The sequence below is a fragment of the Xanthomonas sp. WHRI 6106 genome, assembly GCF_040202405.1.
Classification (GTDB): domain Bacteria; phylum Pseudomonadota; class Gammaproteobacteria; order Xanthomonadales; family Xanthomonadaceae; genus Xanthomonas; species Xanthomonas cannabis.
Map to the genome: position 1 here is coordinate 23,903 of NZ_JBEGFC010000007.1, position 13,040 is coordinate 36,942.

At 66.4% G+C, this 13,040-nt stretch carries 11 protein-coding genes; 8 read left to right on the forward strand and 3 right to left on the reverse strand.

Translation table 11 applies throughout. The annotated features are described in order from the left end of the window. The first annotated feature begins 148 nt into the window (after positions 1 to 148). On the forward strand, positions 149 to 613 hold the full coding sequence (locus ABQZ09_RS11770) for a metallophosphoesterase family protein (protein WP_349776953.1): 465 nt from the start codon (positions 149 to 151) through the stop codon (positions 611 to 613). Positions 614 to 680: 67 nt separating this feature from the next. Then, entirely contained in the window at positions 681 to 1,829 is a 1,149-nt protein-coding gene (locus tag ABQZ09_RS11775) for an aldo/keto reductase (protein WP_349776954.1), read from the forward strand. A 301-nt stretch (positions 1,830 to 2,130) separates the two neighbouring features. Here ABQZ09_RS11775 and ABQZ09_RS11780 read toward each other — a convergent pair whose 3' ends face one another. From ABQZ09_RS11780 to ABQZ09_RS11790, 3 genes are all read right to left on the reverse strand, one after another. After that, positions 2,131 to 3,117, reverse strand: coding sequence for a rhamnogalacturonan acetylesterase (locus tag ABQZ09_RS11780; protein ID WP_349776955.1), 987 nt, complete (start codon positions 3,115 to 3,117; stop codon positions 2,131 to 2,133). Positions 3,118 to 3,300: 183 nt separating this feature from the next. Then, positions 3,301 to 4,923: a carboxylesterase/lipase family protein gene (locus ABQZ09_RS11785; protein WP_349776956.1), complete on the reverse strand. Its 1,623-nt coding sequence runs from the start codon at positions 4,921 to 4,923 to the stop codon at positions 3,301 to 3,303. Next, complete coding sequence (locus ABQZ09_RS11790) at positions 4,920 to 5,990, reverse strand: alpha/beta hydrolase (protein ID WP_349776957.1); 1,071 nt, start codon at positions 5,988 to 5,990, stop codon at positions 4,920 to 4,922. The genes ABQZ09_RS11785 and ABQZ09_RS11790 overlap by 4 nt, the downstream gene beginning before the upstream one ends. A gap of 138 nt (positions 5,991 to 6,128) precedes the next feature. Here ABQZ09_RS11790 and ABQZ09_RS11795 point away from each other — a divergent pair, with 138 nt between their 5' ends. The 6 genes from ABQZ09_RS11795 (at position 6,129) to ABQZ09_RS11820 (ending at position 12,784) form a co-directional block, all read left to right on the forward strand. Further along, positions 6,129 to 6,950, forward strand: a complete 822-nt coding sequence (locus ABQZ09_RS11795) for a 2-keto-4-pentenoate hydratase (protein WP_349776958.1) — start codon at positions 6,129 to 6,131, stop codon at positions 6,948 to 6,950. 38 nt (positions 6,951 to 6,988) lie between these two features. After that, the gene (locus ABQZ09_RS11800) at positions 6,989 to 7,987 is read left to right on the forward strand and encodes a TRAP transporter substrate-binding protein (protein ID WP_039407039.1); all 999 of its coding nucleotides are present in this window, start codon (positions 6,989 to 6,991) and stop codon (positions 7,985 to 7,987) included. A 10-nt stretch (positions 7,988 to 7,997) separates the two neighbouring features. Then, a complete protein-coding gene (locus ABQZ09_RS11805; RefSeq protein WP_039407042.1) occupies positions 7,998 to 8,519 on the forward strand; it encodes a TRAP transporter small permease in 522 nt (173 codons plus the stop codon). Then, positions 8,519 to 9,802 carry a TRAP transporter large permease gene (locus ABQZ09_RS11810; RefSeq protein ID WP_039407044.1) on the forward strand — a complete coding sequence of 428 codons (1,284 nt, stop codon included), beginning with the start codon at positions 8,519 to 8,521 and terminating at the stop codon, positions 9,800 to 9,802. The genes ABQZ09_RS11805 and ABQZ09_RS11810 overlap by 1 nt, the downstream gene beginning before the upstream one ends. 198 nt (positions 9,803 to 10,000) lie before the next feature. Then, entirely contained in the window at positions 10,001 to 11,584 is a 1,584-nt protein-coding gene (locus ABQZ09_RS11815; protein ID WP_184553647.1) for a family 43 glycosylhydrolase, read from the forward strand. A 141-nt stretch (positions 11,585 to 11,725) separates the two neighbouring features. Then, positions 11,726 to 12,784 (forward strand): LacI family DNA-binding transcriptional regulator, encoded by a 1,059-nt coding sequence (locus tag ABQZ09_RS11820; protein WP_029218312.1) that lies wholly within the window; start codon positions 11,726 to 11,728, stop codon positions 12,782 to 12,784. Positions 12,785 to 13,040 lie beyond the last annotated feature (256 nt).

Here is a 13,040-nt window from a genome sequence, read left to right on the forward strand (position 1 = left end):
GTGATTGCCGGCGCAGGCGTGTTGTTGTGAACGTGTAGTACCTGCACGGCGTTGAGCTGCGGCGTGCGACCTCTGCACGCGCTGGCCTCACGTCCGGCGCACTTGCAGTGCGTAGCATGTGCCGCTTCTGTCTGCGCAAGAGGACGCCATGCCCGCCCGCATACGCATCGGCCTGATCTCCGACACCCATGGATTGTTGCGACCCGAAGCAGTGGCCGCGCTCGTGGGAAGCGATGCGATCATTCATGCCGGCGACGTCGGCAAGCCGGAGATTCTCGCCGCGTTGCAGGCGCTGGCGCCGCTGCATGTGATTGCCGGCAATATCGACAACAAGCCCTGGGCAGCGGGCTTGCCGCAGATGCTGGATGTGCTGATCGCTGGCGTACGCATCCATGTGCTGCACGATCTGAAAACGCTGGCGCCGAGCGTTGCAGCAGACGTCATCATCAGCGGGCATTCGCACAAGCCGGCCATCCAGACGCGCGACGGCGTGTTGTACGTCAATCCAGGCAGCGCCGGGCCACGTCGCTTCAGTCTGCCGATCAGCGCGGCCACGTTGTGGCTGGGCGATGGCGCGCCACGCGCACAGGTGCATGAGTTGGCAGTGGGCTGAGTTCGCTGACCTGGCATGCACATGCGCGGGGCCATCCTCGTGGGCCACGTTGTTGCAAGGAATCCCGATGAATACACGCCGCCAATTTCTGTCCGCTGCCGCTGCGGGCACTGCGGCATTGGCCGCTGCACCGCTGCTGGCACAGGCTTCTGCGCCTGGCAGTGTGATGCCGACGCGTGGCAAAACCGCTGCGAACGCATTGCCGACCAATCCCGTCGTCAAGGGCGCACGCTACCGGCCGCGCAGTCGCCTGGGCTTTGGCGGCGTGGCGATCGGTAATGGCTTTGCGCCCACCAGCGATGCACAGAGCGAACAGACATTGGCAGCGGTGTGGGCGTCGGGGGTGCGTTATTTCGATACCTCGCCATGGTACGGGCTGGGCCTGTCGGAGCGACGCACCGGCCATCACCTGCACAATCACGCGGCCGACGATTATGTGGTGTCGACCAAGGTCGGGCGCCTGCTCACCGCCACCGACAAACCGCCCAAGACGATGTGGGTGCAGCCCTCGCCATTCGACTATCGCTACGATTACAGCGCGGCCGGTGTGCGGCGTTCGATCGAGGACAGCCTGCAGCGTCTGGGCGTGTCGCAGATCGACATCGCCTATATCCACGACCTGTCGCCGGAGAACGAAAAAGACCTGGGCATGCCGTGGGAGCAGCGTTTTGCCGAAGCGGTGAAGGGCGCGATGCCGGAGCTGACCAGGATGCGCAAGGAGGGCCTGATCAAGGCCTGGGGGTTTGGCGTCAATCGCCCGGAGCCTGCATTGCGCGCAATCGAAGAGGCCGACCCGGATATCTTCCTGCTGGCCTGCCAGTACTCGCTGCTCGATCATGCGCAGGCCTTGCATGACACCTTCCCGAAGATCGCCAAGCACGGCGCCTCAGTGGTGGTGGGTGCGCCATTGCTGGCCGGGTATCTGGCCGGCCGCGAGCGTTATCTGTACGACGGCACGGTGCCGGAATGGGCACCGGCCAAGCGTCAGAAAGCGCTGGCCGTTTGCGAGCGGCATGGCGTGGATCTGCGCACCGTGGCGTTGCAATTTGCCGCGGCGCCGCAGGTGGTGTCGTCGGTGATTCCTGGCGCGCGCACGGCCGAGCAGGCAATCGCCAATGCAGCATCGATGCGGGTGGCGATTCCTGCAGCGGTGTGGGAAGAACTCAAGCGCGAAGGCGTGATCGAGACGGATGCGCCGGTGCCTGTTGTACGTTGAAGGATGGCGCTTGGAGCGTCTGACCAAACATCAGCGTAGTCGCCGGGCCGGCGCGGTCGGTGCTCGTGCGATGCGTCCAACAAAGCGCAGCCACGCTGCGTTTCCTTCTCCCACCGGGACATTGTCCTCCTTCATGGGGGAGAAGGTGCCCGGAGGGGGCGGATGAAGGTACGGAACAAGCGACCATGTCCCCGACAAGCAGTTGATTGCACCAACCCCGCGCTGCACGTCTGGGAACGACCTCAGCGTCATTGCGCTTGGCAAGCTCCCGACCGTGCCAAGCGCAGTTGCCGTCAACGCATCACGGAATCAACAACGGCCGCAATGCCGGCACTTGCCTTGCCAACTCGTCTGCAACGATTGCCGCAAAGACATCCGCGCCCTCGGGACCCAGATGCGTGTAGTCGAACGCAAGTTTGGCCTGGCCCATCGGTTCGGCACTGGCATTGTCCTGTGCCGTGGCAGGTGCGGTGGCCGTAGTCACGCTGGCGCCCTCAGGCACTTTCGACGATGACGATGACGACGGCAGCGTCTGCGCCGGTGTCTTGCCGACGGTGGTACCCGCTTGCGCAGCGATCACCTGCTGCGGGTCGGCTGGCCGCTGCGCAAGCCGCATCGCCAGCACCGGCCCCATGCCCTGCACCAACGCGCGGCTGCGCGCGTGCAGGTCGACCACCGGCACCTGCAACTCGCGCGCAACCGCACGTGTGGCCTGCGCCCATGGCGCCAGGTCGTCCAGCAGTTGGCCGCGCGCGAACTGCCGCCGCGTCAACGGCGTCACCAGCACCGGAACCGCACCCGCGGCACGCGCCTCGGCCACATAGCGGCGCAGGTAGGCCGGGAATTCTGTCGACAGGTCGGTAGAGCGCCCCGGCTTGCCGGGCTGGTCGTTATGGCCGAACTGGATCAGCACCACCACCTGCCGGTAGCCACCGCTGCGCAACTCCTTCAGTGCGATGTCCCACGAGCCTTCCGCACGATAGTTGGAGGTACTGCGCCCGCCGCGCGCCAGATTGAGGCAGCTCAAAAACGAGGTCACATGCTGCGCGCAAAAACTCGGCCCCCAGCCACCCTGCACGGCGGTGGTGGAATCGCCCACCAGCACGATCTTGCTGGCGGCAAACGAAGCTGTCGCGGCAGGCGCGTTGTTTTTTGAGGGATCGGTGGTGGATGCCGCAGACGCCAGCGGCGTGTCGACCAACGCCGCTGCGGCGGCATGGGCGAACGGAAGGCAGGCAGCTGCCAGTGCAGCCAGCAGCAGCGGTAAAGCAACAGACTCATGACGCATGCATCACCTCAAGATTGAATCAACACTGCTGCAAGATTGAATAGACGTGGCTGCGCAGCGCAGCTAGGGCGTGGCCGGTGCCTGAACTGGCATGTATCAGAGGCTCCTTTGTTTCCGCGCAGAACACTTTCATGTGAGTGACGACCATCGGGCACGTCCATTGTTGTTCCAAGACAGAAATGGTCAGAACGTACCGCGCTGGATGAAGGGAGCCTGTTGGTACAGCCGTCGTTCGCCGCCACGCGGGTCGTTGGCCAGCCGGCTGGGCACGTCGAACAGCAGCGTTTCGCGCCGTTGCAGCGAATACGGCTTCCAGTGCGGTGCGCCGCGGTGGTTCGGGTCGCCATGCCGCGCGAACGCGATCAGCGCATCGCTCATCTGATCGGCCATGCGTTGCGCATCAATGCTGTTGCCGGTGCGCGAGCCGGGTTGGGCGATGGTGTCGAACACCAGCGGAATATCCAGCGTGTGGAAGGCGCCGAACTTGCCACCTTCCAGCGGCGAGCCCCAATCCAGTTGATAGACCCAGGTGGGGGCGCCCTGACGCGCACGCGCTTCGGCTTCTTCGACCGCACCGCGCCACGAGCGGCCGGCAGTGGTGGCGGCAAAGAACACCTGCGAAGGCGAGTACTGCGGATACAGCCGCCGGTATTCGGCAATCACCACCTGCGGCAACAGGTCCACGTATTGCTGCGCTTCCAGCTTGGCCGGCAACTCATCCCAGCTCAGCGCAAAGTTTTTTGCGTCGTTGCCGAGAAATGCGCGTGTCTCGTCGCGGGTGTTGCCGATCACCATTGGAATGCCGGCCGATTGCACTGGTGCGGTGGGCCAGAACGGATGCACCGGCACGTTGCGCGCATCCAGGACCGGGCCGAAATACAGCGCGCTGTTTTCCACCCGCGACGGGTCGCGCACCTGCGCGGCGGCCAGCAGGTCCGCCACCGGCACAGTGCGCAGCCGCGCCAGATCGCCTGGCGCAATCTTCAATGCGTCCAGCAGCAGCTGCGCGCGCTGGGTGGCCGCGCGCGGGCCGGCCACGGTGACCTGCTGCCCGCTCATGGTCCAGGCACGGTGGAACAGCCCACGTGCGGCCGGCATCGCCATCAGCGTGGCGATCTTGGCGCCGCCACCGGACTGGCCGAACACGGTGACATTGCCGGCATCGCCACCGAATTCGGCCGCATGCTGGCGCACCCAGTGCAGGGCCTGGATCAGGTCCAGCTGCCCGGCATTGCCCGAATCGGCGAAGCTCGCATCGCCCAGCTGCGCCAGCGACAGGTAGCCGAACAGGTTGAGCCGGTGATTGACCGTGACCACCACCACATCGCCGCGCGTGCACAGGCGCACGCCGTCGTACAGCGGGTCGCTGCCGGAGCCGGTGGTGTAGCCGCCGCCGTGGAGATAGACCAGCACCGGCCGCTTGCCGCCATCGCGCAGGCCGGGCGTCCACACGTTGAGGAACAGGCAGTCCTCGCTGGTGGGCTCGCTGGCCTTGGGCTGCGGGGCCGCAGCGCCGAAGCCGGTGGCATCGCGCACGCCTTGCCAGGGCGTTTCCGGCATGGGCGCCTGGAAGCGCCGCGCGCCGGTATCGCTGCCATACGCGATGCCCTTGAACACGCAGATGCCTGCATCGCGCAGGCCGCGGACGGCGCCGCCGCGCAGCCGTGCCACCGGCGCGCTGTCATCGCGAGGCGGCGGCGCTGCCGCAGCTGTCGCAAGTCCAGGCAATGCGGCAGCGGCGCTCGCAAACAGGCCGCTCCGCAGCAGCGTGCGACGGCGCGGGTCGGGCGCGTGCGGGGCGCTCATCGCCCCGCGCCCTGCATTGTTGCTGCCGGTGCCGGTGACACCGATGGCTTGGTGACGAACGCAATCCAGGCCTGCGCCAGTTGCGGCCACGTCGCCAGCGTCAGCCCGCTGGTACGGCCGGTGCCGAAGCCATGGCCGCCCTGCGGGAAGACATGCAGCTCGCTCGGCACGCCGGCGCGCAGCAGCGCGTCGTGCATCAACAGGCTGTTGCGCACCGGCACCACGGTGTCGTCCTGTGCATGCAGCAGAAAGGTCGGTGGCGTGTGGGCATCCACCTGCCACTGCGGCGAGTAGGCGCGCACCTGCGCCTGGCTGGGGGCCTTGCCGAGCAGGCGTTCGCGCGAGCCCATGTGCGCGTTGGCGCTGTCCATGTCGATGACCGGGTAGACCAGCACCTGGAAATCCGGCCGCGCGCTCAGCGCATCGGCGGCGTCAATCTTCGGATACACCTGCGCGGCGTAGCGCGTGCCAAGACTGGCCGCAACGTGGCCGCCGGCCGAAAAGCCCATCACTCCCACGCGCTGCGCGTCGATGCCGTAGCGCGTTGCATTGGCGCGGATCAGCCGCAGCGCGCGCTGGGCGTCGGCCAGTGGCGCATCGGCGCCGTTGGGGTGGCCTTCGCCCGGCAAGCGGTAGCGCAGCACGAACAAGGTGATGCCGGCCTGGTCGACGAAGCTGGGCACCAGCGCGCTGCCTTCGTTGTCCAGCACGATGCGTTGATAGCCGCCGCCGGGGGTGACCAGTAGCGCGGTGCCGTTGGGCCGCCTGGGCCGGTAGACCACCAGGTATGGGTCGCTGATGTTCTGGATGTAGCGGTCGGGCCGGGCGGCATCGCTGCTGCGGTCGACGATGCGCTGCGGCTGCGGCAACGCGGTGTCTCCCGGTGCCAGCGCGCGCGGCCACAGGCCGATGCGGCTGGCCTGTTCGGCCGCGGTGTCGGCGCTGGCCGCCTCCGCCGACCATGCCGGGGTGGCAACCAGGGCGAGCGCGCCCAGGGCCACCGTCACTGTTTGGCGCAACGCGTGCAAAAGCCCGCTGCCCCTACGTTTGCGACGTGTCTGTTGCATCCACCTCTCCCAGGGACGGTTCGTTATCGCGGTCACAATGTCGCACTGCACATTGCCAATGACACCGGTTTACCATATACAGCACACCGTGCCGCTGTCGATTGGCAGTGCAACAAAACACCTATCAGGGAGACACCCTTGAGCAACGACGCCGCCACCCCGCCAACGTCCACATCCGCGTTGTCCGACATCGCCCAACGCTTTGTGGAGGCTCGCCGTGCCGGGGCTTCACTGCCGGACTTTCCCGGGCAAATCCCGGACGATCTGGTCACCGCATACCAGGTGCAGGACATCGCCATCAGCCAGTGGCACGACCAGGTGGTGGGCTGGAAGGTGGGCTACATCGTCGCCGAGCGCCGCGATACCTCCGGCGACGAACGGCTGCTGGGCCCGATCTTCTCTCAGAAGCTCTGGAATGCTACCGGTGGAACAACCGAGTTCCCGATCTATGTCGGCGGCTTCGGCGCGGTGGAAGCCGAGTACGTGCTGCGGCTGGAGGCCGATGCTCCCAGCGGCAAGACGCACTACACCGCCGACGAGGCCGCCGCCGTGCCGGCGCGGCTGTTCATCGGCGTGGAAATCGCCAGCAGCCCGCTGGCGACCATCAACAAGCTGGGCCCGCGGGTGGTGATCTCCGACTTCGGCAATAACAACGGCCTGATCCTGGGGCCGGAAGTGACCGATTGGCTGGACCGCGAAGAGACTGCGCTGACTGCCGAAACCCTGATCGACGACCAGGTGGTCGGCACCGGCGGCGCCACCACGCTTCCCGGCGGGTTGCGTGCGGCCTACGCATTTGCGCTCAGCCGTTCGGCCCAGCGCGGGCGCCCGCTCAAGCGCGGTGATCTCATTGCCACTGGCAATGCCACCGGTATCCACGACATCGAAGTGGGACAGCATGCCCTGATTCGCTTCGCCGGCATCGGCGACATTTCCTGTACGGCTGTGTCCGCCAACTAGGTGCGGGCCCCCGTGACCAGACGCTTGGGAGGGCGCCAATGATCACACGCAGACATTTCCTCGGTGCCGGGCTCGGCGCCGCCGCCGCTGCCCCGTGGCTGGGCGCCGGCGCCACCACGCCGATTCCCGGCGGGCAGTTGCTCACCGCCACCGATGTGCACGTGGGCGACTACCCCACCGTGGAAGCGGTGCGCTGGTTCGGCAAGCAGCTCGAGGCACGCACCAACGGCCGGCTCAAGCTGCGCCAGTACCACTCCGGCCAGCTGGGCCGCGAGTCCGAGGCGATCGACATGGCGCGCTTCGGCGCCATCGACATCACCCGGGTGTATTCGGGCGCGTTGAACAACACTTTCCCGCTCACCCAGGCGCTGTGCCTGCCGTACGTATTCGACTCGGTGCCGCATCTGCGCCGCGCCATCGACGGCCATGTCGGCGACAGCGTGTTGCGCAGCTTCGAGCAGCGCGATCTGGTGGGTCTTGCCATCTACGATTCGGGCGCGCGTTGCTTCTACAACACCAAGCACCCGCTGCATCGCCCGGAAGATCTCAAGGGCCTGAAACTGCGTGTGGCCTCGTCGGACATCTTCCTCAAGCTGATGCGCATGCTGGGCGCCAACCCCACCCCGATGTCGCTGGGCGAGACGTTTTCGGCAATGGAAACGCACATGATCGACGGTGCGGAAAACAACATGCGCAGCTTCCAGTCCAGCCGGCATTTCGAAGCCGCGCATTACTGGTCGCAGAGCGAGCACTCCTACGCGCCGGACATCCTGGTGATGTCGCGCGCCAGCTTCGAATCACTGAGCCCGGCCGACCGCGGTCTGGTGGTGGAACTGGCGCGCGCCTCGGTGCCGGTGATGCGCAACTTGTGGGATGCGTCGGAGACGGTGGCGCGCAAGCAGGTGATCGATTACGGCGTGAAGCTCAACCAGGTCGACATGCCGGCGTTCCGCGCCGCTGCCGCGCCGCTGCTGGCCGAATATCGCAAGCAGCCGGAGATCGAAGCGCTGTACCGCCGCATTCGCGATTTTGCATAGAGGTGTCCCGATGACCGAACCCGAGACTGTTGCCGTCCCGGTCGCGCCGTTGCAGCGCGCGCTGGACCGCGTTTCCGATATTGCCGTTGGCGTGGCGTCGCTGGCATTGCTGGGCCTGGTGGTCGTGCAGGGCTGGCAGGTATTCACCCGCTACGTGCTCAATGACTCGCCCAGCTGGACCGAACCGGTGACGCTGCTGCTGCTGAGCACCGCACTGAGCCTGGGCGCTGCCGCCGGCGTGCACACCAATCGCCACTTTGGCTTTTATCTGCTGGGCGAACACGTGCCGCCGCTGGTACGCAGAATCTTCGAAGTGATTCGCCCGCTGATGATTCTCGCCATTGGGGCTGTGCTGGCGTGGTGGAGCGCGGCGCTGCTGGTCGATGGCCTGGACATCAAGATGGCCGGCGCGCAGATGCCGCAGAGCATCAACTACCTGCCGCTGTCGATCGGCGGTGCGCTGATGGTGCTGTTTGCCTTGTACAAGTTGTGGCGTGTGCTGCGCCCGATCCAAGCCGGAGGAGTGCGCTGATGGGCATCGCCATGTTGTTGGGAACCTTTGTGGTGCTGCTGCTGATCGGCGTGCCGGTGGCGTATGCACTGGGTGCGGCTGCATTGGCCACGCTGCTGTATCTGGACCTGCCCACGGTGGTCCTGGTGCAGCAGATTTCCGCCGGTAGCGGCTCGGCGTCATTGATTGCGATTCCGCTGTTTATCTTCGCTGGCGAGTTGATGTTGCGTGGTGGCATTTCCGAACGCTTGATTGCGCTGGCGTCTTCGCTGGTGGGTCGCGTGCGTGGCGGCCTGGGCCAGGTCAGCGTGCTGTCGTCGCTGTTCTTCGGCGGCGTGTCCGGGTCTGCCATCGCCGACGTGTCGGCCGTTGGCGGCACCATGATTCCACAGATGATCAAGCGCGGTTACGACCGCGATTACGCGGTGAACGTAAGCATGACCGCGGCGCTGGTGGCGTTGCTGGTGCCGCCGTCGCATAACCTGATCCTGTTTTCGGCCGCGGCCGGCGGCGGCCTGTCGATTGCCGATCTGTTCGCGGCCGGCATCGTGCCCGCGCTGTTGATGACCGCGGCGATGATGGTCACCGGCTATGCGGTGGCGCGCCATCGCGGCTACGGCACCGAGCCGTTCCCAGGCTGGCGTGCGGTGGCATTGCGCCTGATCGGTGCATTGCCGGGCCTGGGCCTGGTGGCGCTGATCTTCATCGGTATCCGTGCCGGCATCTTTACCGCGGTGGAGAGTGCGGCGATTGCGGTGGTGTACGCGCTGATCGTCACTGCGCTGCTGTATCGCCAGCTACGTTGGGCCGAGTTCTTCGCCGCCGTCACGCATGCCGCGCGCACCACCGGCGTGATCCTGTTCGTGATCGCCACTGCGGCCGTATTCGGTTGGTTGCTGGCCTATCTGCAGGTACCTGCCGCTGCGGTGAAGTTCCTGCAGGCCATCGCCGACAGCAAGAACATGGTGCTGTTGATGATCGTGGTGATGCTGCTGTTGCTGGGCATGTTCATGGACCTGGCGCCGAAGATCCTGATCTGCACGCCGATCTTCCTGCCGGTGGTCAAGGCCTATGGCATCGACCCGATCCACTTCGGTCTGGTAATGGTGCTGGCAGGCGGTATCGGCCTGATCACCCCGCCGATCGGCTCGGTGCTATTCATCGGCACCTCCATCGGCCAGATCACCATCGCGCAAAGCATGCGCACCATCTGGCCGTTCTGGCTGGCGGCGCTGTGCGTACTGTTGATCGTGGCGTTTTTCCCCGAATTGTCGCTGTGGTTGCCACGCGCCTTGCGCGCCTGAGGAGCTGAGCGACGGCGTGCCTGGCAGGCGCGGATCGGTACGGCAACAGCGGCGTATCTCCCGTCTGCCAAGCACGCGCGATGCCTTGCGTGGGTTGGGCATCGCTGCTGGCGAGAGGGTTTCCGCCTTATCTGGTTAACCGGTGGCATTGCCTGCCGGCGACCGCATCGCCCCGCACCGCGGGGACCAGGAGAAAGCATGCGTATGCGTATCACCTCACCCCGTCTGCGTTGGCTGCTGGCCGGCGGACTGTTGCTGTGTACCGGGCTAAGCGCCGCGGCCGACTGGAAGCGCGGCATCGAGCATCAGCGCATTGCCGACCAGGGCAACGGCACCTTCCTCAATCCGGTGCTTGCCGGCGACCATCCCGACCCGTCCGTGCTCAAGGATGGCGAGGACTACTACCTCACGCTGTCCTCGTTCGATGCCTACCCGGGCCTGCCGATCTGGCATTCGCGCGATCTGGTCAACTGGCAGCCGCTGGGCCATGCCATCACCCAGAACGTCGGCGCGATCTGGGCACCGGATCTGATCAAGCACGGCAAGCGCTATTACATCTATTTTCCGGCCCGTCGCGGCGACCAGGGCGAGCGCAGCAACTTCGTGGTGTGGGCCGATGACATCAAGGGACCGTGGAGCGCGCCGATCGATATCGGCCTGGGCAAGTACATCGACCCCGGCCATGCGGTGGGCGAAGACGGCAAGCGTTATCTGTTCCTGAGCGGCGGCGATTACGTGCAACTCTCCGACGACGGCCTGAAAGTGGTTGGCACGCCCAAGCACGTCTACGACGGCTGGAAATACCCGGAAAGCTGGGACGTGGAAGGCTACGCGCAGGAAGGCCCCAAGATCACCCGCCACAACGGCTGGTACTACATGACCACCGCGGTGGGTGGCACCGCCGGCCCGCCGACTGGGCACATGGTGATCACTGCGCGCTCGCGCTCCATCCATGGGCCGTGGCAGAACGCCCCCAACAACCCCATCACCCGCACCAAAAGCGCCGACGAGCCATGGTGGTCGCGCGGCCACGCCACCCTGGTGGAAGGCACCGACAAGCGCTGGTGGATGCTCTACCACGGCTATGAACACGGCTTCTGGACGCTGGGCCGGCAGGCGCTGCTGGACCCGATCGAATGGACCCCGGATGGCTGGTTCGTCGCCAAGGGCGGCGACCTGGGCACGCCGCTGAAAAAACCCAGTGGCCAGGCGCTGCAACACGGGCTGGCATTGTCGGACGACTTCCGTGCCAGCACGCTGGGTCCGCAGTGGGCGTTCTTCAATCCGGCGGCCGACGAGGCCAAGCGCCTGCAGGTGGGTGATGGCGTGCTGCGCCTGCAGGGCAAGGGCACCGCCCCGCGCAATGCCTCGCCGCTGACGGTGATCGCCACCGACCCGGCCTACCAGTTCGAGGTGCAGATGACCGTGGCGCCGGGCGGGCAGGGCGGGGCGCTGCTGTTCTACAGCGACAAGCTCTATGCCGGCGTAGGCAGTAATGGCGAAAACTTCGTCATGCACCGCTACGGGGAGGAACGCCCCGGCACGCTGGCGCCCAGTGCTACCGGTGGCACTTTGTGGCTGCGGGTCACCAACAACCGCCACATCGTCACCATCCACAGCAGCACCGACGGCAAGACGTGGACCAAGTACCCGGTGCAGATGGAGGTGTCCGGCTACCACCACAACGTGGCCGGCAAGTTCCTGGCACTGAAACCGGCGCTGTATGCCGCAGGCCCCGGCCAGGTGGAGTTCCGCAACTTCCGCTACCGCGCCCTGGACTGACCGTTCTGCGTCGTCGGGCATGCCGCGGCGAGGCCTGCCGCGACAGGCCCTGCATGGCGGGCCTGCGCTCTCGGCAGGCTGCGCTCAGGTCTGCCGGCCCTGTGGCCGGTAGAATCCAATCAACTTCAACGGTTGACCGCTATGCCCGCCCGCAAGATGCCTGAAGAGGGAATGCCCGGCCTGCCGAAGGGCAAGGTAGCCACGATCAACGACATCGCCCGCATGTCGGGCGTGTCCAAGAAGACCGTGTCGCGGATCATCAACAACTCGCCGCTGGTGCGGCAGGACACCCGCGAGAAGGTCGAGGCGCTGATGCGCGAGGTCGGCTACGCGCCGGACCCGCTGGCGCGCGGGCTGGCGTTCCGGCGCTCGTTCCTGATCGGCATGGTCTACGACAACCCCACGGCCCAGTACATCGTGGACATGCAGTACGGCGCGCTGGACGCGCTGCGCGGCTCCAGCTTCGAGCTGGTGGTGCACCCCTGCGACAGCCGCAGCCCCGGCTACATCGAGGGCGTGCGCCGCTTTGCGCAGGCGCAGAAGTTGCACGGGGTGATCCTGGTGCCGCGCGCCTCCGAAGACCAGGCGCTGGCCGACATGCTGGCCGAAATCGGCTGCCGCTATACCCGCATCGCCTCGATTGCGCTGGACGCCACCTCGCAGACGGTGATCACCCACGACCGCGACGGTGCGGCCGAAGCGGCCGATTACCTGCTCTCGCTCGGCCACCGCGACATCGCCCTGGTCACCGGCCCCAGCGCCTACCGCTCCTCGATCGAACGGACCTCGGGCTTTGCCGACGCGCTGACCCGGCGCGGCATCGAACTGCCGCCCGAGCGCATCGTGGAAGCCGGCTACACCTTCGAATCCGGCGTGGCCGCGGCCGAAAAGCTGCTGCTGGGCAAGAAGCGCCCCACCGCCATCTTCACCGGTAACGATGAAATGGCCGCCGGTATCTATAAGGTCGCCCTGCGCGCCGGCATCAGCATCCCGCGCCAGCTCTCGGTGATCGGCTACGACGACAGCTCGCTGGCCTCGCGCCTGTGGCCACCGCTGACCTCGGTGCGCCGCCACACCCGCGACACCGGCCGCACTGCCGCCGCGATGCTGATCCAGCCGGACAACGCCCCGCAACTGCCCACCGCCAGCGTGCGCCCGCACCTGATCGTGCGCGACTCCTGCCAACCGCCGGAAGATTGAGCGCCTTGCGCCGCGACCCCTCGCGGTACGGGCCTTCCGCTCCACTTTGCGGGACGGAGCCCGTCAAGGTGAGAACAGCAGCCTTGGTCGGCCCACGGCGGCCCCCATCCGCCCTTCGGGCACCTTCCCCCGCAGGCGGGGGAAGGCAGTCCGCCGATCGCTGCGACAAAGCCCCTCTCCCTGCGGAGCGCTCAAAGCCCCTTTCCCTGCGGGAGAGGGGTTGGGGTGAGGGTACGGCGGCAGACAGCCATCCAAA